17 protein-coding genes are annotated in these 21,494 nt (G+C 58.4%); 12 read left to right on the forward strand and 5 right to left on the reverse strand.

Annotation, left to right across the window (positions count from 1 at the left end; genetic code table 11):
- The first annotated feature begins 197 nt into the window (after positions 1-197).
- The 6 genes from BM399_RS19400 to BM399_RS19430 all read left to right on the forward strand — a co-directional run bounded on the left by BM399_RS19400 (position 198) and on the right by BM399_RS19430 (position 9,235).
- On the forward strand, positions 198-1,322 hold the full coding sequence (locus tag BM399_RS19400; RefSeq protein ID WP_092869426.1) for a response regulator: 1,125 nt from the start codon (positions 198-200) through the stop codon (positions 1,320-1,322).
- A gap of 138 nt (positions 1,323-1,460) precedes the next feature.
- Positions 1,461-2,858: a class I SAM-dependent methyltransferase gene (locus BM399_RS19405; protein ID WP_092869427.1), complete on the forward strand. Its 1,398-nt coding sequence runs from the start codon at positions 1,461-1,463 to the stop codon at positions 2,856-2,858.
- Between the two features lie 4 nt (positions 2,859-2,862).
- Positions 2,863-5,502: an ATP-binding protein gene (locus BM399_RS19410; RefSeq protein WP_092869428.1), complete on the forward strand. Its 2,640-nt coding sequence runs from the start codon at positions 2,863-2,865 to the stop codon at positions 5,500-5,502.
- A complete protein-coding gene (locus tag BM399_RS19415) occupies positions 5,483-6,733 on the forward strand; it encodes a response regulator (protein ID WP_092869429.1) in 1,251 nt (416 codons plus the stop codon). Before BM399_RS19410 ends, BM399_RS19415 begins: the two co-directional genes overlap by 20 nt.
- A gap of 540 nt (positions 6,734-7,273) precedes the next feature.
- Positions 7,274-8,692 (forward strand): coniferyl aldehyde dehydrogenase, encoded by a 1,419-nt coding sequence (locus BM399_RS19425; RefSeq protein ID WP_092869431.1) that lies wholly within the window; start codon positions 7,274-7,276, stop codon positions 8,690-8,692.
- 84 nt (positions 8,693-8,776) lie between these two features.
- A complete protein-coding gene (locus tag BM399_RS19430; RefSeq protein WP_092869485.1) occupies positions 8,777-9,235 on the forward strand; it encodes a dihydrofolate reductase in 459 nt (152 codons plus the stop codon).
- An 82-nt stretch (positions 9,236-9,317) separates the two neighbouring features.
- On the opposite strand, the gene BM399_RS19435 is transcribed toward BM399_RS19430, so the two are convergent.
- The 4 genes from BM399_RS19435 to BM399_RS21440 form a co-directional block, all read right to left on the reverse strand.
- Positions 9,318-9,551 carry a con-10 family general stress protein gene (locus tag BM399_RS19435; RefSeq protein WP_092869432.1) on the reverse strand — a complete coding sequence of 78 codons (234 nt, stop codon included), beginning with the start codon at positions 9,549-9,551 and terminating at the stop codon, positions 9,318-9,320.
- 320 nt (positions 9,552-9,871) lie between these two features.
- The gene (locus BM399_RS19445) at positions 9,872-10,552 is read right to left on the reverse strand and encodes a DUF2076 domain-containing protein (protein WP_092869434.1); all 681 of its coding nucleotides are present in this window, start codon (positions 10,550-10,552) and stop codon (positions 9,872-9,874) included.
- A gap of 665 nt (positions 10,553-11,217) precedes the next feature.
- Positions 11,218-13,281 (reverse strand): TonB-dependent receptor, encoded by a 2,064-nt coding sequence (locus BM399_RS19455; protein ID WP_244531383.1) that lies wholly within the window; start codon positions 13,279-13,281, stop codon positions 11,218-11,220.
- Entirely contained in the window at positions 13,278-13,760 is a 483-nt protein-coding gene (locus BM399_RS21440; RefSeq protein WP_244531384.1) for a hypothetical protein, read from the reverse strand. Before BM399_RS21440 ends, BM399_RS19455 begins: the two co-directional genes overlap by 4 nt.
- Positions 13,761-14,264: 504 nt before the next feature.
- Between BM399_RS21440 and BM399_RS19460 the strand changes: the two genes are divergently transcribed.
- The 3 genes from BM399_RS19460 (at position 14,265) to BM399_RS19470 (ending at position 16,497) form a co-directional block, all read left to right on the forward strand.
- Positions 14,265-15,272, forward strand: coding sequence for a polysaccharide pyruvyl transferase family protein (locus BM399_RS19460; RefSeq protein WP_092869436.1), 1,008 nt, complete (start codon positions 14,265-14,267; stop codon positions 15,270-15,272).
- Between the two features lie 122 nt (positions 15,273-15,394).
- Positions 15,395-15,919, forward strand: coding sequence for an MOSC domain-containing protein (locus BM399_RS19465; RefSeq protein WP_092869437.1), 525 nt, complete (start codon positions 15,395-15,397; stop codon positions 15,917-15,919).
- 215 nt (positions 15,920-16,134) lie between these two features.
- Positions 16,135-16,497 carry a hypothetical protein gene (locus BM399_RS19470; RefSeq protein ID WP_092869438.1) on the forward strand — a complete coding sequence of 121 codons (363 nt, stop codon included), beginning with the start codon at positions 16,135-16,137 and terminating at the stop codon, positions 16,495-16,497.
- 103 nt (positions 16,498-16,600) lie between these two features.
- On the opposite strand, the gene BM399_RS19475 is transcribed toward BM399_RS19470, so the two are convergent.
- Positions 16,601-16,906 carry a hypothetical protein gene (locus BM399_RS19475; RefSeq protein ID WP_143117875.1) on the reverse strand — a complete coding sequence of 102 codons (306 nt, stop codon included), beginning with the start codon at positions 16,904-16,906 and terminating at the stop codon, positions 16,601-16,603.
- Positions 16,907-17,545: 639 nt separating this feature from the next.
- Between BM399_RS19475 and BM399_RS19480 the strand changes: the two genes are divergently transcribed.
- The 3 genes from BM399_RS19480 to BM399_RS19490 are packed head-to-tail and all read left to right on the forward strand — an operon-like array spanning position 17,546 to position 21,493.
- On the forward strand, positions 17,546-19,012 hold the full coding sequence (locus BM399_RS19480) for a tetratricopeptide repeat protein (protein ID WP_092869440.1): 1,467 nt from the start codon (positions 17,546-17,548) through the stop codon (positions 19,010-19,012).
- A 54-nt stretch (positions 19,013-19,066) separates the two neighbouring features.
- Positions 19,067-20,383 (forward strand): NtaA/DmoA family FMN-dependent monooxygenase, encoded by a 1,317-nt coding sequence (locus BM399_RS19485; protein ID WP_092869441.1) that lies wholly within the window; start codon positions 19,067-19,069, stop codon positions 20,381-20,383.
- A 45-nt stretch (positions 20,384-20,428) separates the two neighbouring features.
- Positions 20,429-21,493: a putative urea ABC transporter substrate-binding protein gene (locus tag BM399_RS19490; RefSeq protein ID WP_092869442.1), complete on the forward strand. Its 1,065-nt coding sequence runs from the start codon at positions 20,429-20,431 to the stop codon at positions 21,491-21,493.
- Position 21,494 lies beyond the last annotated feature (1 nt).

Below are 21,494 nucleotides of genomic sequence, written 5' to 3' on the forward strand. Positions count from 1 at the left end.
CACCCGTAAAAACCTGGGTTATGTCTCTTTATATGAAACGCGGTTAGAAATTTTTAATCCTGCATTCAAACAAAGTTTCAATTTTCCACCAATGCTGGATTGATTCCAACTACTGCTGAGCAAAAGTCATATGGCGGACAAGCACCTCGCATGCGCTCTCCAGCGCGTGGCTCGAGTAGGGCACGGATTTTTTCTTGATGACGTTAAAGGCTGAAACTTTGCCTCATAAAGCAAGCGAAACCATTCTGTTCGTCGATGACGAGCCGCTCTCGCTGAAATACTTCAAAAGCTCCGTCGGAAAGTATGCGAACGTCGTGACGGCGAGCAGCCCCGAAGCTGCCATGCATATCTTGGAGCAAGCAGGCAACGACATCTCGGTTGTCGTGAGCGACGAGCGCATGCCGCGTGAGAGCGGCGTCTCCTTCCTGAGCGAAGTCCGCAAATCATGGCCGTCAACCGTTCGCGTGCTGACGAGCGCCTATGCCAACATCGATAACTTGCAGCACGCCATCAATGACGCTGCGATCTATCGCTTTGTGCCGAAGCCCTGGAATATCGACGAATTATGCACGGCGATGCAGGACGCGCTTCACGTCGAGCGCTCGGCCGCCGCCATATCCGAACCCGTTCTCGGCCCGAGCACAGGGGGAGATGCGGAGAGCGCGAACATCGCACTCCTCGCCATTCTCGCGGCCGGCCTCGAAGCGCCGCTGAAATCCCTTGATACCGAAGCACTCCAGCTCGCTCAGCTGAGCCGGCCGAGTTCTTTGGAAGCTTCTCCTTCGGTTACTTCGTATCTCGGATCCTGGGGGTCCCGGTTGAGGTTTGGAAAGATGAATGCATCCGCCATGCAGATCCGCCGGGACGTCGAGCATTGCAAGTCGCTGGCAAAGTCCATCGGCAATCTCGCTCGCAGCCTCTCGGACCCGGCCGCCGCGCCGTCGTCATCGATGGCCGATACTCTTTCCGAAGTTGTCGAGCAGGCCGTGATCTGCCCTTCGGGGACAACCCTCGCCAACTTGGCAACGGGTCAGGACTTCACCTATCGCATCCCGCGCGAGATCATGAAGTTCGTGCTGGCCAATTTGCTACGGGGTGCAATGAAGTCCAACGCTTTCCCGAGAGTGGAATTGGTTTCCGGCACCGAACATAACGAGGTTCGAATCGTTTCGACCTTGGAGCGCGAGCCAGCAACTTTGGAAAATAATCAGTCCTGGCGAACGGTCCGGTGTGCCCTATGGGCATTTGGAGGCGAACTCCTGTCCGCAACTGACATTAGTTTGAGCACATCCACCCTCACCGTGTGCCTTCCTAAGGCATAAATCGGCGAGATGTATCTCCAAGGCATTGATAATTCAAAATCATCTAAACGCTTTCTAAATACCGCAGCGCCAAACTGAACCACTGTGATAACCTTTTGTTATCCACAGTCGGCGTAGTTCAGTCATGGAGCTGTCCCCTTGCGCATCGAAAGAGATATTGATCGCACGGTCTCATTCCGGAGCAGCCAGGGTACGGTTTTTCGCGGCACCCTGAGCAAGCTCTCAAGACGCAATATTGTCTTCGAGATCTACAATCCATTTTCGCCCGTCCAGATGAGCGAGGTCCTGAGCGATCTCAAGGTGCGGCGCGGCAAGAACCTCGTCTATCAAGGCGACGCGGTCGTAACCGGCATCGTCACGACAAGCATTTTGGTGGTCGTATCCGCGACGCTGGTAAATCAGTGGTCTGCCGTTGACGCGATCATCTCGGACCCTGCTGGACTTGGATCCGAAGTCGGTCGTTTCGTCGATGAATGGGACCGGGCCAACAAACTCCAGCCGAACTATCAGCTGAAAGTCGCCGACCTCCGATCGTTCCTGAGCGACTTGAGCTTTTGGCTGGATCAGGTCGACCTGGCAGTCGAAGGCGAGCCGGGCGCCAATCACACAATCCTCGACGCTGCCCGATTTGAAGAAATCAAAGCGCCCGTGATGCCGCGTCTGACGCAGCTCTTCCTCGAACTCGAGGAAGCCTGCCGCCAGCTCGACGTCGACGAAGTCGAAAATCACAAGCAACTGGCCCAGCGCGACCTACTGCCGCTAATGATGGCCTCGCCCTTCTTCAACCGCGTCTATTCCAAGCCGCTCGGCTACGCGGGCGACTATGAGATGGTGAACATGATGTTCCGCAAGGAGCGTCGTGGAAAGACGACCTATGGCCAGATCATTAATGATTGGTTGCTGAACGGAGGACCGCCGGAGGCCCACCGTAACCGCATCTACATGCTGGGCAAAATGCTCGACAAAGCTGCGGAAGACGCGGCCGCCGAGGACAGACAAGTCCGCATCCTGAACGTCGGCTGCGGTCCGGTGCAGGAACTCCAGCTCTTCCTCGCGAAGAACAAGGAAGCCCATCGCTTCTCCTTTGATCTTCTTGATTTTAATGCCGAAACCCTCGCCCACGCCAAACGCCAGATCGAGGCGGCGACCGCCGGCAGCGAAGAACCGCCCAATGTCACGTACATCCTGCAGACGGTGCAGGATCTTCTGCGGCAAGCCATCGAGCTGCCGGAGAATGCCAAGACCTACGACATCATCTATTGCGCCGGCCTCTTCGATTACCTGTCCGATCGCGTTTGCACCAAACTGGTACGGCTCTTCCACCAGTGGTGCGAGCCGGGCGGACGCGTGATCGTTACAAATGTCCACTCGTCAAACCCTGTGAAAGGTTTGATGGAGCATATTATGGAGTGGCATCTGGTGATGCGTGACGAGTCGGATATGGTCCGCCTCGCGCCTGATCTTGGGCCGCTAAAGATTTATACAGATGAGACGGGTATCAACGTCTTTCTGGAGATAGATAAACCCCCCGTTTGATTGCATGGATGAAAAGAGCGACTTACGGCACGCCTTCGAGGCTGAGGAGCAAGAGCTTCGGCTAAGGCAGTCGAAAGTCGCTTGCATCCTCGGCATTGTGCTGATCCCGGCAGGGATCACGCTCGATAGCATCAGCTATTTTGACCAGATCAACACCTTGATTGCGATCCGGCTTGTCGCGGCGGGCCTGATCGCAGTCATCTATGCCCTGCACTTCTGGGACCGGACGGCAGCTCACGTTCGCTATCTGACGATGGCGGGCCTGTTGATCGCCGTCGCCTCGATAGCGGTGATGATCGGCATCACCGACGGCGCGAATTCGACCTATTACACCGGCCTATTCCTCATCCTCTTTGCCGTCGGCGTTCTGGCGCCGATGCAGCCCTTCGAGGCCGCACTTTTGTGCGTGTCGACGCTCGGAATTTACATCATCGCGTGCTTGCAGGTACCGTCCGCCACCGACACGATCAAGACCTTGATGAACAATCTTTATTTCCTAGTGCTCACTTGCATCATTTCGGTCACCGCCGTTCATTTCAACTACCGCCGCCGCTTCAACGAATTCCGCTTGAAGTTCAAGCTCGCATCCCAGCATCAGGAGCTGTCGGCGCTCGACCGCCTGAAATCGCAGTTCTTTGCCAACGTCAGTCACGAATTGAGAACGCCGCTCACGCTCATTCTGGCGCCGGTCGAGCGGCTGAAAATCGACGTCGCTGGCTTGGGCCCATCGGCCGAGCAATTGCTGGATGTCATCGAGAACAATGCGCTTCGCTTGCTCCGTCTTGTAAATGACATCCTGAGCCTGATCCGCCTTGAGGAAGGCCGCGCCACGCTATCGAAGAAGCCCGTCGATATGGCGCACTTCCTGAAGCATACGGCCGCTTCGATGAAGCATCTCGCGACACTGAAGGGCGTGAACCTCGAACTCCAGGAACCGACCGGCGACCTGCTGATCAACGCCGATCCCGACGCCCTCGAAAAGATCGTCAGCAACGTCATCGCCAACGCGATCAAGTTTACGCCACCTGAAGGCCGCATCGATATTGCCGCCCATCGCGAAGAAGAGATGGTGACGGTCACGATTTCCGACACCGGCATCGGTATTCCGGCTGAACAGCTTCCTCATATTTTCGATCGCTTTTATCAGGTGGACGGCTCCGCGACCCGCCGTCATCAGGGCCTGGGTTTAGGCCTCGCCCTCGTCCGCGAATTGATGACGCGCCATGGCGGAAACGTCACGGCAACGAGCAATTCAGGCGCCGGTACGACATTCGTTTTACGTTTTCCTCATGCCCTGCAGGTTACGCAATTCGACATGAGCAACTCCGAAGAAAAACCGGATCGGCTTGCCGACGACCCACTGCGCACCTTCGATCGCAAAGCATCGGCCCGCGCCATCATGATCACCGATAACGCGGCATCCGCGATCGGAAACATGAGCGACCCGCAAGCCAAGGATGACCGCGTCGAGCTCCCGCTCCTCCTCGTTGTCGACGACGAGCCGGATATGCGCCGCTATCTGGCTTCGATGCTGCGCGAGAACTATCGCATCATCGAGGCGCCGGACGGCATTACCGCGCTCGAGAAAGCCAAGGGGCAGAAACCCGATCTGATTTTGCTCGACGTCATGTTGCCGGGCGTCACGGGGCTCGAGGTCTGTCGCTCGCTCAAGGAAAGAGCCGAGACGCGCGCCATCAAGATTATCATCCTGACGGCGCGAGCCGACGAAGAAGCCAAGATCACCGCGCTGAAGCACGGCGCCGACGACTTCCTGATAAAGCCGTTCAGCGGCCTGGAAGTCCGCTCGCGCATCGCCAATCTCATTAGGGCTTCCAAGCTCGAAACCGACCTTTACAGAACGAACGCGGAGCTGAAGCAAAGCCTGCAGCAATTGCGGGAAACTGAAGCAGCCCTGGTTCAAAACGCGCGTCTCAGTGCCCTTGGAACGATGGCCGCCGGCCTGTTGCATGAAATCGGCAACCCGCTGAACTTCATGGGAACGGCGCTGCAATTGGCCGCCCGCGACCCGACCATTCAGGCCGATCCCGACACCGCGGATACGCTGAAGGACATCCATGCGGGCTATGAGCGCATTCACCGCGTCGTAACCGATCTCAGAGGCTTCACCGCGCCGCATCGCCCCGAGCACCCGCGGCCGTTCCACATCGAATCGGCGATCGACCATGCGCTTCGCTTCACGGCGCATATCCAGAAGGGAATAACGATTACGAGGAATATCGCGGACGATGGGCTTGTCGTTGGCTCGCAGTCGACGATCGCTCAGGTTCTCGTCAACCTCATCGTCAACGCCGTCGCCGCAGTCCGCTCCGTCGAGGAAGAACGCAAACCTGAAATTACCATTACATCATTCGTTGAGGGTGACGAACTGATCGTCTCGGTAAGAGACAACGGCACCGGCATCGACCCGAAAATTCAAACCCAGATTTTCGATCCATTCTTCTCCACGAAGGACGTGGGTGAAGGCATGGGCCTAGGCTTGGCGGTCAGCCATCGGATAATTGCAAATCATGGGGGTTCACTGACTGTTAAGAGTAGTCTTGGAGAGTGGACCGAGTTCCGTTTCAACCTCCCGATATCGTCGGACAAAGAGAACCAGGTCTTCCATGGAGTCGTTTCGCACTGATCAGCCGGTCGAGATACTGATCGTCGACGACGAGCCACAGGCCGTCAAATACTTCAAGAAAGCGTTCGGCACGCGATACGACGTGCTCACCGCAACGAGCGCGGACGAAGCCGAATCCCTCATTCTCTCGGGCAACCACAACATCGCACTGGTGATTTCCGACCAGCGCATGCCCGGACGCAGCGGCGTCAGCCTCCTGAACCGCATCCGTAACGAACGCCCCGACATCATCCGTATGTTGACGACCGCATACGCCGATCTCGATAGCGCCATCGACGCCGTCAACAAGGGCGAGATCCTCCGCTACATTTCGAAGCCGTGGGACCTCCGCGTGCTCGAAGCCGAAATCGAGCAGGCGATCACCTTCTATCTCCTGAAAAACGAATACGACATGCTCCTGCGCGACAAGCTCAGCGCGCTGCATCGTACCCTCTTGCGCGATCGCATGAACGACCTTGCGATGCTGTCGGGCCTGCTGCCCTACAACAACGCTCCGCTGACGATGTATCACTATTTGAAGGAAGCGATCGCCGAAACCGCCTGGCGGCCGTCGGCTCAGAAGGCATGGTCGCAGCTCCGCATCAGAGACCACTGGCGCATTCCCGTTGAGGAAACCCAGCGCGCCATCGATCTTTCGGAAGTGCTGACGACGCCGCCCCTGTTGGCGGACGCTCATCCGAGCGAAGTCGACATCGTCGCCGTGCTGACGGACTGCGCCAACGAGATCAACCGCGAACTCGGCGGCCTGCAGGTCGTGATCCATGCGGACCAGCCGCAGCTCGCCGTTTCCGCCGATCCCGCCGCGATGCGCGAGATCATCACGCGTCTGATGTATCCTATGAGCCAGTGGGCTGCGGCCGGCAGCGTGCTGCTCGTCAACGTCGCACGCGACACGCTCGATGACGACATGCCAGGCGTCGCCATTCATTTCGAACTCCGCAATTGCGAGCCGCAGCGATCGATGCAGGATTGCGTGTTGTTCACACCGCCGCTGCACACCGCGCCCAAGCGTGCCAGCGACTATCTGAAAGCCTCGCTCGCAATCGGCCACATCGGCGGCACGATCAGCTCGCCGCCCATGGAGAACGGCTACAAGCAAATCCACGTTACGCTTCCGGCGCGCGCCAAGGCCACCACCAAGAAGATCAACGCGCTTCCTCAGCAGTGGCTACAGGATCTGAGCGAAGAATACGAAAAGTGGGTGCTGGGCACTCTCGAAATGGCGGCTTAAGCGGCTGAGCCCGAGGCGACGGACAAATCTACGGTAGGGGTCTAATCCCCGGCCAAAACGGCCTCGAATCCGCCCGCCTGTTGGCCGCGCGTCAAAATGCCAACCTAACCGAAAACACCGCAACGAAGCTCGGCGAACCGGGACTTCGGCCGATCGTCAAGCGACGGCGTCCCGCGCCTGAATTTCAGACGCACCTCGGCCACCGCAATCGCCAAATTGCGCCGAGATCCACGTCTTTCCCGTGCGGGCGCCGCAAAGAGGTCTTCTTCAAGGCGAGGATAGCCCCGTGCCGCGAGATCGGCGGGCAACGCCGCCTCGTTGGAAAGCGGCGTAGGATGAATTGCCACTCCTTCCCGTCTCGAAGCACCTCTTGCGCGTTTTTCTAACCGTACGCGCTTGAGATCGCAGTGATGGTATGGTCGTTCGGGCGCTCCACGCACGGAAGGAACCAAAGTTGCTGGAATTGGCATGTGTTGACACGGAAAACGTCGCGCGGCGTCGCCGCGAATGTTTTCGGCGTCCACATCTGGAGGTTGCTGAATGACTGCCCACGTTTCGGTCAAGGAAGACGAGTTCCTCCTGACAGGCTTCCTGAGCAGGCAGCGCGCCGCGTTCCTTAGTGATGGTCCACCGTCTGCCGCGCAACGACGGGCCGATCTGCTCAAACTGAAGACGGCATTGCAGAAGCGGCGAACGGCTTTCGAAGCGGCCGTCAGCAAGGACTTCGGCTACCGGTCTGCTTACGAAACGCGGATCATGGAAGTCACGCCGGTCATTCAGACGATCAATTACCTCCGCCGTAACCTGACGAAATGGATGCGTCCCGAGCGCCGCCGCGTAGCAATCCACTTCCGGCCCGGCCGAGCCCGCGTCGTTTATCAGCCGCTCGGTGTCGTCGGCATCATCTCACCCTGGAATTATCCGCTGTCGCTCGCCCTGACGCCCCTCGCCACGGCGATCGCGGCAGGCAATCGCGCCATCTTGAAGCCATCCGAGTTGACGCCCGCGACCAGCGAACTTCTCAAATCGATGTTGCGCGAGATATTCCCCGAGGAGCAGGTCGCCGTCGTTACCGGTGGACCGGAGATCGGCACCGCGTTCTCGCGCCTCCCATTCGATCATCTCGTCTTCACCGGCAGCACCAATGTCGGTCGCTCGGTGATGAAGGAAGCCGCGGAAAATCTTGTCCCTGTCACGCTCGAACTCGGCGGCAAATCGCCGGCCTTGCTCGGCCCCGATGCCGACATCGACGCCGCAGCGGTCAGCGTCGCCTACGGAAAGCTCGCGAATGCCGGTCAAACCTGCATCGCGCCCGACTACGTCCTGGTGCACGAAAAAGACGCGGCCGCCTTCGTGGCCTCATACGACGCGACCGCGCTCAAATTCTATCCGCAAGGAGCAGCCGACCGGAACTACACGTCCATCGTCAACGCGAAGCATGAGAGCCGAATTCAGAAGCTGGTCGACGACGCGAAGGAAAAAGGCGCCAAGATCATCGAGGTCGCGAATGGCGGAGCCGGTACGCGCAAGCTTGCCCCCGTGATCGTGCTCAATGTCACCGACGACATGGCCATCATGCAGCAGGAAATCTTCGGGCCGGCGCTCCCCGTGATGACCTACCGCACCATCGACGAAGCGATTGGCTACATAAACCGCAAGCCTCGGCCGCTCGCCCTCTATTACTTCGGCCACAATAGCGACGATCGCCAGAAGGTCCTGACGCGGACAACGTCCGGCAACGTCACGATCAACGATACCCTGATGCATTACGTTCAGGACGACCTGCCGTTCGGCGGCGTCGGAATGTCAGGCATGGGCGCCTATCACGGGATCGAAGGCTTCAAATCGCTCAGCCATGCGAAGGGCGTTTTCGAGCAGAGCAAGTGGAACCTCGCGAGGATCCTGCACCCGCCATTCAACAAAACGACTGATATGGTCATCCGGTATTTTCAGCGGTGACATTCCGCGCCAAATCACATGTATTCGGCCGCCGTCGATCGCCACCGTCCGACGGCGAAACTAGAAAAGAAAAAAGGAATGCGAATGCAGCAAACAGTGGTCAGGGTCATCTGCGCGATCGGGCAGTCCGGTCAGCTTGGCCTCAATGGAGAGCTGCCGTGGGAAGGCAACCGGGACCCTGAATACGTAGCCGACGTCGCTCGATTTTTCGACATCACACGAGGCCACGTTCTAATCGCCGGACCGAAGACCATTGGAGCCGTCCCCGATTTCGCACGCACCGATCGCACACTCTTCGTTCTCAGGTCCCACATGGACCCCGAGGCGACGCTCAAGCAATTTGCCGGGCGCGTCGTCTTCGTCGGCGGAGGCCCGCCGGTTTGGGACATCTACGCCCCCTACGTCAGCCACTGGGATATAACGCGCCTGCCCTACGACGGCCCGGCTGATCGCTGGTTCAATCCTAACTGGTTGACGGCATCGGCTCGCCATCAAGGCGATCGCCACCCCAATCCTTCCGTTCGAGCCGGGCCTTCCATTTGAGAAACCAAAGGCCGGATGCGCAGAACGCGTCCGGCCTTGGAATTTCATGTGAGAATGCTAGACGCAGGTGATCATCCTGCTGCTAGTGCTGCCCGCCTTTACGGCCGGCCTCAGCCGCTCGCCGAGGATCATTCCGGAAGTTGCCGCCACTCTCGTGGCCGCCTTTTCTTCCGGCCTGAGACGCAAGTTCATGATTCCGCGAAAAGCTGCGCTCATGGTCCGGAACGCTTGCGCCGCCCTTCCGGGCAATCTCACGCTGCTTCTCGGCATCCATGGATGCAAAGCCGCGCTTTGATGTTCTGTCCTCTTGCGCCATTTGGATTACCTTCTTCAGTGAAAAATCTTCGCTTCAAAAGTTCGCCTCGAAAATCGAGATAAATGCGAATTGCCTGGAAATGTGCGCCGGTCCGTATGGGACCCGATCGTCACAAGGCAACCGAAGGAAGAACCTCGCCTTCTCAGGTCGGTTCCGATAATTTTCGCCGCCGGGACATGACGTTTTGGAAAGAAATTTCACGAAGCGGAACTTCGCGCGAGCCAATCGGCGAGTCTCGCCGACCGTCCCATTCACATGCAGTGCCGCATGCAGCCTCGGCCTGCGACGCAAGCCGAGGCGATGATCAGATGATCAACTAATTACACGTCGAAGTCGTCGCTGCCCCAATCGTACTGGCCGTCGTCCTGGGCATCTTGCATCTCGTCTTGCGCAGCGTCGTCAGCCGCCAAGTCTCGCTGCGCTTGATCGGCATCGTCGCGGGCGTCCTGCGCCTGGTCCTGAAGATTGTCGATCGTCTTTTGATCGGCCGCACTCGTGGCATCAGCACCGGCATGGGCACTGCCGCCACCAAAGAGGCTTCGAATTCCATCTGCGAGGAAGACACCGCCGGCAACGCCTGCGGCAGTCGTCAACGCCGAGGAAAAGAACCCTCCGCCGCCGCGAGCATGCGCGGGAGTACCCCACGGACTATTCGCCGATGGATTGGCGGCAGGCGGCGCGACGGGATCCGGCGCCTGCTGCGGTGCGGACGTATACCGGCTTCCGCTCTGCGGCACCGACGAGCCACCGAGAAAACTTCCGCCGCGTCCGGTAGGCTGCGGTTGACGCGCAGCAGCTTCCAAATCTCTCATGCGAGCTTCCGCGCGCTCGAGAGCCTGCTGCTGAACAATCACTGTCTGGGCGAGATAGTATGGCGCATCCGGAGAGCGCCTGATCAGATCCTGGATGAGCCATTCCGCTTCCTGATCCTTCTCGCCGCCATCAAAATTGCGGAGTCGCGCAAACAAATCTTCGATGAGCTGCTTCTCTTGCGCGTTCATGAGGCTAGCCTCCCTATTAGACGCCTAGACGCCGTTGTCGACCGTTCAGAACCGCATGTAGGAACGGAACGAGAAAGTGACATGGGGCACGAGATTAATTTTTCGCTGGAATTGCTTTCTGCCGCAGCGGCTTCCGTGCCACGTCAGCAGTCTACCCCCGGTTCATGTCGGTAGATCGACGCTTGGCGAACGGCCGCGAGAATGGCACCCGGAAACCGCCCCCGCATCGGCTATTCGCACTAGCTAAAAGGTCCGGCGCGATGCCATGCAACAGGTGTCCAGGGCCCTCGACATAGCCGCAGAGGCCCAGCCGCACCTTCGCCCGAGCCCGGCACGGCCTAGGCCGGACAGCGGCTTCATTCCAGAGCGAAAGTCATATATCTCTGTCCGCGCACATTCTCCCGGGAGAACGGCCATGGATAAAGTCGCTTTAAGCTTCCTACTCGTGCTCAACCTGATCGTCTTGGTGCTGGTCCACCAATTGGCCAGCGGCCCCCTCTTCTAAGTTTCAAACTTCCCCTCTTCGCTGACTGCCATTTGCTTGCCTGTCACATCGGACAAGACGATCGGGCATGCTCGCGTCCTGCATTTGGGAGAGGCGCAAAAAAACAAAAGCAGCCGCGAGGCTGCTTTTGCTTTTCGAGATGTTGCAGTCGGGAGAGAGTTTAGAATTTTACCTTTATGCCGCCGTAAGCTGCAAAGGGGATGGCTGGAACCACGGTCCGCGGGTTGTTCTCGTCGAACTCGATATTGGTTACGTCCTCCAGTTCGTTGGTTTCGTCCACGTTGAAGTAGGTCCCGTAGAGCGAGTAGCGCTTGTCCGTCAGGTTCTCGATCAACCCGTAGATCTGGATGTTTTCCGTCACGTCGTAAGACGTATGCAGGTTGACCTTGGCGTAACCAGCCAGCGGCCGCGAGAGGTTAGCCTGATCCTCGAAGAAGAACTGCGAACTTGCGGCGACGAGGTCAGCACCGAACTTCCACTTCGGCGTCATCCAGTAATCGAAACCTGTCTTGAACGTGTGGGCCGGAATGCCGGAAAGGCGGTCGCCCTTATGAATGGAGGTGCAGTTTCCGAGATCATCATCATCGTCGTCTCCATCACCGGGAGGGCACGGAAAGACGCCGGGGCCTTCAGGATGGTTGGGCGCCGGGAACAACGGAATATCGGACTGGAACGTAGCGTTGTTGTAGGTGTAGTTCGCGTAGGCAAAAAGGCGCTTCGAACGATACGCGATGTTTGCCTCCACGCCTTGGCGCAAAGTCGTGCCGATGTTCTGGAAGTAGCCGCGGCCTGTCGCAGTGGAGGCAGCGCTCATGATGTCGTCAGAGTTCTCAGTGCGGAACAGGCCGACGCCCCAATCCCATTGCGATCCGTTCCAGTTATTGACCGTACCGCGCAACCCGGTTTCCCACGTGCGAGACACGACCTGCTTCAACGGCGGATCCGACGTGAGGAAGCTCTCGATCAGGCACGGATTCTCAGGATCGGAGCAAGCGATCTCCGCCGCGGTCGGCGCGCGGTTGGCTTCCGAATAACCGCCGTACCAATTCAGCGCTGGACTGAACTGATAGGTTAGGCCGGCCGTTGGGTTGAAGCGGTTGTACTTGTTGACCCCGTTGAGCTTGTTCATCTCATCGTTCTCGGGATCGCCGGTATTTTCAATCTCGATGCGCGCGTAGTTGAAACGGCCGCCAACTGTCAGCGCCAGCTTCTCAGTGATGTTGAATGTATCGACGATAAAAGCTCCGAAATAATCGTTCGTCGTCGACAGGGAACGCGGAAAGAGCTCATCGCTCGTCATGATGATGCCCTGGCCGTCGACAACGAATTTCGGCTGCATGAAGCCGAGTTCGCTTTTCGCCGTATAGGCCACTTTGCCGCGATCGTAGCTGACGCCGACGACAAACTGGTTTTCATGACCGAAGAGCCTGGCCTTCTCGGTGGCCTGAAGGCTGATACCCGCGCCGTCAGCATTCTGCGACGTCTGGTCGATCGAGGCATAAGCGACGTCGTCCCGGAACGGGATCTGCTCGCCCGTGGCGACATTCTCCACCTCATCCCCGTCCGAACAGAGGAAGCCACCGCAGTTGCTCGGCTCTTCGAACAGGTTGCCGTCCAAGTGCTTCTGATTGAAATGGCGATAGTACGTGGCACCCGAGAACGTCAGGGTATCCGTCGCCCTCACCTTACCGTTGAACGAGTACATCTGCATCTCGTTGTCGGTCGTCTGAGGCGACGTGAACGTCAGGCTTCTGCTGATAGCGAGAAGCTGCTCAGGCGCTGCGGCCGTCACGCCGACGTGATTGTCCGCGCCGGTGAAGTTGAAATGGAACTCGGCACGGTCGCCTTTGACACCAAGGTCGAAGTAGCCTCTGCGCACCTCGGCATCCGAGAAGTCGCGGAACCCATCATCGTTGATGGCTTCGAATGCTCCGTAGATACCCCAGTTGCCGCTTCGATAACCCGCTTCCGTCGAGACCTGCTTACGGCCGAACGAACCAAAGCGCGTGTCTATTTCCGCGCCCTGGTAGTTGAAGCCGTCCTTCATATCGACGACGACGGCACCGCCGAGCGCGTTGAGACCGAACACGGGATTGCCGGTCACCACCGCAATGTTGTTGACGGCATTCGACGGCAGGAAGTCCCAGTTGACGATATCACCGAAGGCTTCGTTGATCCGAACGCCGTTCTGATAGACGGCGAGCCCCTGCGGGACGCCATTCACAGGCGACGCCTCGAAACCACGGATTGAATGTTGGTCTGGAACTGGTTGCCTTGCAGGTCGCTGAGGATCACGCCAGGGATCTGGCTCTGCAGCGCTTCCTGAACGATAACCGTTCCGTCTCTCTTGATATCGGCCGAATTGACCTGGAAGACGCTGCCGGGAACCTTGTTGACCGGAATTTCACTGCCGCCCATCGGCGACATCTTCACGGTACTTGCTTCGGTTGGCTCAGCGAACTCAGAGTTCACAGGCGTGGCAACGACGGGCGCTGCGGCCGCAGGTTTCTTAGCCTGCTTGACGGGCTTCGGCTTGGGCGCCTGCTGTTCCTGAATGACCTGAACTTCGGGAAGGGTCTCGTTTGCAGCCGGCGGAGATGTCGCCGATCCAGCATTACCCGCGTCCTGTGCGATGGCGAAACTCCCGCCGCCGCCGATCAAAAGCGCAACGGCTGCCGCCGAAGCAAACAATTCACGAGTCATGTCCCCAAACTTCCCCATTTTCTTGGCGCTGCGTTGAAATGCTCTGCCGAAGCATTAAGCCGCCGCACCCCCCATTGGCCGACTCCGGCCATATTCCCGAACCAGGGAAAAGGTTTTTATCAGGGTGGGTCAATCCACGGATTGGCCAGAGTTTTTCCCGCGGAGGCCTCTTCCTGAGCCCCCGTGACATTGTTGCAACGAAATTTCCACAATCGGGAAAAAGTCCCTGCCGAACCGGGAACTATAGTGGCTGTTGCACCTCGAATTCCCGCTCCCCGCGGCAGGTGAGTCGGCAGCCCAGATGCATCGAGATACCGATCTGCCTGATGTGACCCGAGACCATCGCGATCGGGTGTCGAGCGCTATCCCCGCCTTCAAGGACGAAGGGACTTGAGCCTCGCCATCGCAATTTTCCACAACTTCCCCGTGTGAACCACTCGCGATGGTCGAGAGGAAGCGGATAAAAGCTCATCTCTACTCCAGCGACGTCCGCATGTGAGATCAATGACAGACGTGATGGTCTCGCTTCGAGATGACATGGAGCGATTTCTGGCGGAATTCCGCGGCAGGAAAGTGCTTCTCATTCCGAACGAGGGCAACGGCGGCGACTGCCTGATTCTGGCGTCGACGCTCGCTGCAATGTCCAAAGCGTCGATCGACGTGCAAGTCGTCGACGATCAGACGGATTTCAAAAACCAAACGGTATTCCTGGGCGGCGGCGGAAACCTCGTCGGCATCTATGGAGGCATGCGTCGGTCGATCAAAGCGTGCCGCCACGAAGCCGCGCGCATCGTCCTTCTCCCGCATACCATCAGAGCCAATGAAAAACTGATCAAGAGACTCGACGGCCGCACCACGATTTGGTGCCGCGATAAGAGATCGTTCGAACATGTCAGCCGCACCAATCCGAAGATTGACTGCCGGCTGACGCATGACATGGCGTTTCACTGCGATGTTGAAGACTTCTTGAGCGATCCGGAATGCAATGCTTTGGGATCGCCGCTTCTGGAAGCGAGCCTGAGAGGCGCCGGCGTCAGCCTCGAACAACTGTCCCGATTGCCGCTTGTTCGATTTATGCGCACCGATAAGGAATCCGCAACGTCGAAGATGGAGAGCGACCTCGACGTATCGAAAGTCTTCACCGGTGTCGCCGACGTCGAGACGTCAAGGCTTCGCGCCTGGTGCTTTTTGAAAACGATCTCGGTCGCAAGGCAGGTCACGACAGACCGGCTGCATGTGGCGATCGCTTGCGCTCTGCTGGGCAAGGAGTGCGAACTCGTCGATAACTCCTACAGCAAGAACAGAGAAATCTACGCGTTCAGCCTCGAGCGCTTTCCATCGATTTCCTTTTGGAGAACCGCCGGCCCGAAAATAGCTGATCGACCGTCCGGCAAAAAGCCGCTGCTTGCAAGGTTAGTCAAACATGGCCGCCGCCTAGCCCGCTATCGTGCTTTAGCTGACGTCGTTAGACACCCACAACTGCAGCCTTCCGGACTCGGGTCCACGGATTGAGCGCTGAGGAAGCCCGCGCTCACTACGTTTCAACTTGCATCTCTCATGCCCACGAACAAATATCGACCAAATCTCACGCACAGAACCTTCTTGGTCCTTCGTTCGAGCACTGTGGCCACCCAATGACCGATCCGGCATCGTCGCCGCCACCTCAGTCCATGTTGGCAAAATTACTGGCCGGACCGATAGGCCCAGGCGAACTCGTGTGGATAGGACTTCGCCCATCACGTAACGCGCCCATGATCATGCCGACGACGGCGACTTTGATTTCGCAACGGGGCATCGAGGGCGATCGCTATCGCACGGAACGCAACGGTCCGCGTCAGGTCACACTCATCGCCGCGGAAGATATCGCCGCGATCGCATCGTTCCTCGGCAGAGAGGCTGTCGTTCCAGAACTGCTGCGCCGAAACCTTGTTACCCGCAGCATCAACCTGATCGCCCTCAAAGGTTCTAGCTTCCGCATTGGATCGGCGACGCTGGAGACAACCGGCGAGTGCGCACCCTGCAGTCAAATGGAAGCGAACCTCGGACCGGGCGGTTACAATGCCGTCCGCGGTCGCGGCGGCCTGACTGCAAGGATCATCGAGGGCGGCAAGATACGGGTCGGCGACAGCATCGAACGGCTCGCTCGCCTCGAGCGTTGACCGGCTTCACCGCCGGATCGTTCAAATTTTATTCTAGATTTCGAGCGGCTTTAAAGCTTCAACGAGCAAGTAGGCAAGCCGCGTTAGCCATCGTTCCGCTTTCTCCAGGCCAATGCCCCGGCCATCGCAAACCCAAAGTAATATTTTACGCAGGCTTAAGGGCTCGGCTGATGTTGTGACGTTCGTTGCGTCATCACACGTTCGGAAAATCCCCGGTGCCTGTCCCCTCCGCGAATTTACTATACCGCAAATCCACGTCTTCTCCGGCGACCATTGCAAGTCTCCTGGGCATCGGCATCCTCGTCGCGGCTCTCGTCAGCCTGTTCCTGCCGTCGCACGAGGACAGGATGGTCACGACGGCGAAGAACCAAGTCCTCAACCAACTCGCCTATCCATCTGGCGCTGTCTTCGCTCAAGTCCGCGTGGCGGAGGAGCGAGTTCGCTCGTGGACGTCGCACGTCGTCCAAGGCTGCGTGAAAGAGCGCAACCCCACCAGCGAATTCCCAATGTGGCGGGGGTTTTCCGTTGAAGGCGACGAGGTGAGCTTTCGCTCGCTATACTGCCCATTCCTGCCCTGATCGGTCGCCGGCGCAAACAGGAACCGGTACAATTAAAAAAAGCGGCAGAAGCGCTTGCGCGTCCCTGCCGCTCCATCAGGCCAATCGGCCTCCCGCAAAACTTTTATCGCCAGCGGCTATCGCCGCGCCAATCGCGCCTGTCGTTCCAGCCGTAACGGTCGCGATCCCGATTGAACCGGTGATCCCCACGCCAGTGTCGGCGCCAGCCTTCGTTGCCGTAGCCCCACCGACGCTCGTGACGCCACCACGGACGACGGCCTTCGTAATACCCGCCGTCATGGACCTGCTGGACGGATGAGCCGCTGCGATAGGTCTTGTTGCCCACTGCGAAGTCCGCCTTTGCCTCGGCCATGCCTCCAAACGTCATCAGGGCAACCGCGACCGGCAAAAGTGCAAGAGTGCGTTTCATGACTTTGTCTCCCTCAAGCGCGCGTAATGCCGCTTGATTGGAGAGCATTCAACACGAGCATCCCGGAACCGATGCTGAACGGACGGTTCAACTGCCATTGGGAACCACGCCGCAAACTCGCCATCATCGTACGGAGAGCACACGCCCCGACCGCGTCGCATGCAAAGAACTGGAACGTGCGAGAGAGGTCAAGAAGCAGGGCCGAAGAACGCGACTCCGGCCACGCATTTCAGAAATTCATATGAGCTTAGACGCATTCGTGCGGTTCCAACGCACGGATGAACTCTGAACCGAGCCTGGCACCCGGCGCGGCGCGGCCTGTACGGAAGACAATGCTGCAAGCATCGATCTAAGCTTAGAAATTCTATTCAGTTCTCACATTCGTTTCTCGTGAGTAAATCAATTTCCGTTTTTGAGAGCAGCGGTGTGGACATTGACAGATGATCTAAATCGGCCGCCGCGAAGGTGCTGCCCAAGTTCCTGGCGCACCAGCGCACAGTGTATCGCGGAACGTACGTTCCGCTGAGGCGGCTCGCACTAATCACAAGATGCGTTTCACAACGCATTCGCCCCAACGACACCTGCGGCGAACGTAAGGATTCGTGCGCGTAACGGACTTGAAGAGAAGAGAACACGTCTATGGAAATCGACCAACAGGGACTGGCTCTCACCGGAGCAACCGAAAAGGGCGCAGCGCTTTTTCGCAGCGCTCTCGACGAATTGGTCTACTTCAAATCCTCGGTTCTTTCGACACTCGACAAGACGATCGAGGAAAATCCAGGTTTCGCTCTTCCCTATTTCGCGCGGGCCTATCTCGATCTCTTCATGACCGAACCTGAGTTCGCCAAGCGCGCGAAGAACACGCTGGAAGAACTCAAGACGAAGGTCGATATCGCAAAGCTCACGAGTAGAGAGCGGCATCACGCGGCGGCAATCGAGGCATGGATCGGCGGCGATCTGCGAAAGTCCGCGCGCATCCTCGATCAGCTCGGCCTCGATGAACCGCGCGATATTCTGGCGCTCCGCATCGGACACGAGCTGGATTTCTTCGCCGGCAACAAAAGAAGTTTGCGCGATCGCGTCGCACGCCATCTGAACGCATGGAGCCCATCGGATCCCCACTATGGCATCGTGCAGGGATGCTACGCCTTCGGTCTCGAAGAAAACGGCCAATTCGAACGGGCCGAAGAGCACGGCTTGATCGCGCTGAGCGTTCGCCCCGACGATGTTTGGGCGCTTCACGCCGTAACGCATAGCTTCGAGATGCGGGGCAAGATCGCCGACGGCCTTCGCTTCATGAACGAACGCAGCGGCGATTGGGCGGAAGGCAATCTCTTCAGCGCGCACAATTGGTGGCACAAGTCGCTGTTCAACACCGATATCGGCGACTACACGGCCGCTTTCGAAATCTATGACAAGGCCATCTTCAACCAGGACTCGCCGAAGATCGCCCTCGTCCTGCTCGATGCATCGTCATTGCTGTGGCGGCTTCATCTTCAGCGGGTTCCTGTGGGGGATCGCTTTGCCCAACTCGCCCATGCCTGGGATGCCCTGGCGTCAGACCCCTTCTACGTCTTCAACGATGTGCATGCGATCATGGCCTACGTCGGCAGCGGCCGCATCGCCGACGCACGCGCAGTGGTAAGCCGCCTCGAGCAATACGTCGCCGACGGCCATCAAGACACGAACAATTATTACAACACGGTTCGCGTCGGCCTCCCGCTTGCGAAAGCACTCGTCGCTTTCGGCGAAGACCGCTACGAAACGGCCCTCGATCTTCTTTACGACGTTCGCGAAAACGCGATCGAATTCGGCGGCTCCGAAGCCCAGCGCGATGCAATCGATCGGACGCTGCTTGAGGCAGCGATCAGAAGCGGCAGCTCGAACTTGGCCGCAGCGCTCGCGTCGGAGCGTGTCAACCTCAATCCGAACAATCCGTACAACTGGTCGAAAATGGCCGAAGCGCTTCGTCTGTCGCAAGCTCTTGAGCGTGCCGGCGAGAGCGACGCCCGGTCGCGATCGCTGAAAGATGAGGTCCGGCGGAGCCTCGATTGGCGAGAACCGCGAAGCAGCGCCGCCTCGACCGCCTGCCCCTTCCAGAACTGACGCAACAACAACGCTCCCCTCCCTTCACCAAAAGTCAAAAAGGACGAACTCTCCGTGTCATCGAAAAAATTCCACTTGGGATGGTTCACGAACTTCACCCCCGACGAGTGGAACGAACCATTCTCGAACGGCGGCAATTCCTGGGACGGCAAATTTCACATCGAGATGGCTCAATCTCTGGATCGCGCCGGCTTCGACTTCATCATGCTCGAAGACAAGCTCGCCATTCCCGAAGCATACGGCGGCAGTTTCGAGGTGTACCTGAAGCACGCCCTCGGCATGGCGCCGAAGCATGATCCGGTTCCGCTCGCGACCTTGCTCGCGGCATCGACCAAAAATCTCGGTGTCGTCGCGACGATGTCCACGCTCGGCTATCCGCCGTTTCTCTTGGCACGCCTGTGCTCGACCATCGACCACTTGGCCGGCGGACGCTTCGGCTGGAACATCGTGACGAGCGCCGAAAACGCCGCCGCGCAGAACTTCGGCCTGGACCGCTTGCCGCCCAGAGAGGAGCGCTACGAACGAGCCCACGAATACATGGACCTCGTCTTCAAGCTTTTCGATTCCTGGGAAGACGGCGCCATCGTTCGCGACCGCGCATCGGGCACCTACGCCGACTTCAAGAAGGTCCACAAAATCGACTTCGAGGGCAAATACTTCAAATCACGCGGCCCCTTGAACACCGCACGGTCGCCGCAAGGACGTCCGACGCTTCTCCAAGCTGGCGGATCGCCAACGGGCCGCGACTTTGCGGCACAGTATGCTGATGCTGTCATCGCAGTCGGCGGCGGCGTCGCAGGGATGAAGGAATACCGCGACGACATACGCGCCCGCGCCAAGAAGCACGGACGCAACCCCGATGACATCAAGGTGATGTTCCTCGTGACGCCCGTGCTCGGAGAAACTGAGCGCGAAGCGCGCGACAGGCACGAGCGCATCACTCAAGCCCCCGGCTTCATCGAGCAGAATCTCGCACTGATATCCGCCATTACCGACATCGACTTCAAAAAGTTCGATCTGGAAAAGCCTTTGCCGGAACGCCTCGTCACGAACGGCGAGCAGGGCTCGCTGGATATGTTCCAGCAATGGGGCACCAGCAAAACACTGCGCCAGCTTGTCGTCGAGGCCTCGGGAGGAATCTGCGCCTCGATCGAACTCGTCGGAACGCCTGACCAGGTTGCCGATCAAATGGGTGAGGCAAACGAGCAGGTCGGCGGCGACGGCTTCTTGATCACGACGCCGAGCCTCTGCACCAACCGCCGGCATATCGCGGAAGTGACGGACGGTCTCGTCCCGGCCCTGCAACGCAGGGGACTGGTCCGCGACGGCTACACCCACAAAACACTTCGCGAAAACCTACGAGCTTTCTGAAGCATCAACCCGAAACTTCTCACTAGCCCCTCACGAGGAACTGTCATGAAACGAACTATACTTGCCGCCGTTCTGGCGTTCGCAGCGCTCCTGCAAGCCGGCACTCAATCCGTTCACGCAGCGGAAAAGCCAACATTCAAGCTCGGCTGGATCGTCTTTACGCCTTGGATGCCATGGGGGTACGCGCAGCAGAGCGGCGTCCTTAAAAAGTGGGCCGACAAGTACAACGTCAACATCGAACTCGTGCAGCTCAATGACTATGTCGAGTCCCTCAATCAGTATTCGGCTGGAGGTCTCGATGGCGTGCTCGGCAGCATCGCCGACGTCTATTCGATCCCAGTGGCCAACGGCGTCGATACCACCATCTTCCCCATCGATTATTCGAATGGTGCCGATGCCGTCATTCTGAAGGGCAAGGACAAGCTGACCGACATCAAGGGTCAAACGGTCAATCTCGTCGAGTTCTCGGTGTCCCACTATCTGCTCGATCGCGCGCTCGAAACCGCGAACCTCAAGCATGATGACGTCAAGCGCGTGAACACATCGGACGCCGATTTCGTTGCGGCCTATAAGAGCCCCGACGTCTCCGCGATCGTCGCATGGAACCCGCAGGTCGAGCAAATTCAAAGCTCCGGCGATGCCCACATCGTGTTCGACTCCGCGAAGATCAATGGCGAAATTTTCGAATCCGTTCTCCTTCGCACGAGCAAGCTCAAGGAAAACCCCGACGTCGCCAAAGCCCTGCTCGGCGCCTGGTACGAGACTGTTGGGATCATCAACGGGACCTCTCCTGAACGCGCCGGTGTCATCAAGTCGCTTGCAACCGCATCGGCAACCGACGTGGCAGGCTATGAGCAGCAGCTCAAATCCGTCGTCATCTTTTCGGATGCGAAGGCCGCCCTTGCATTCGCGGAAAGACCCGAAACCAAGGATACGCTCGTCCGCGTTCGCGATTTCGCCCATCGCTACAATCTCCTCGGCAAGGACGTGAAGGATGCGAACGCGATCGGCATCGAACTTCCGAACGGTGAAGTCGTCGGAGATTCCAAGAATGTCCTGCTGCGCTTCGACAGGTCCGTCTTGGAACTCGCAGCAGCCGGCAAACTCTAGG

Origin of the sequence: Hyphomicrobium facile (assembly GCF_900116175.1) — a bacterium.
Taxonomy (GTDB): domain Bacteria; phylum Pseudomonadota; class Alphaproteobacteria; order Rhizobiales; family Hyphomicrobiaceae; genus Hyphomicrobium_B; species Hyphomicrobium_B facile.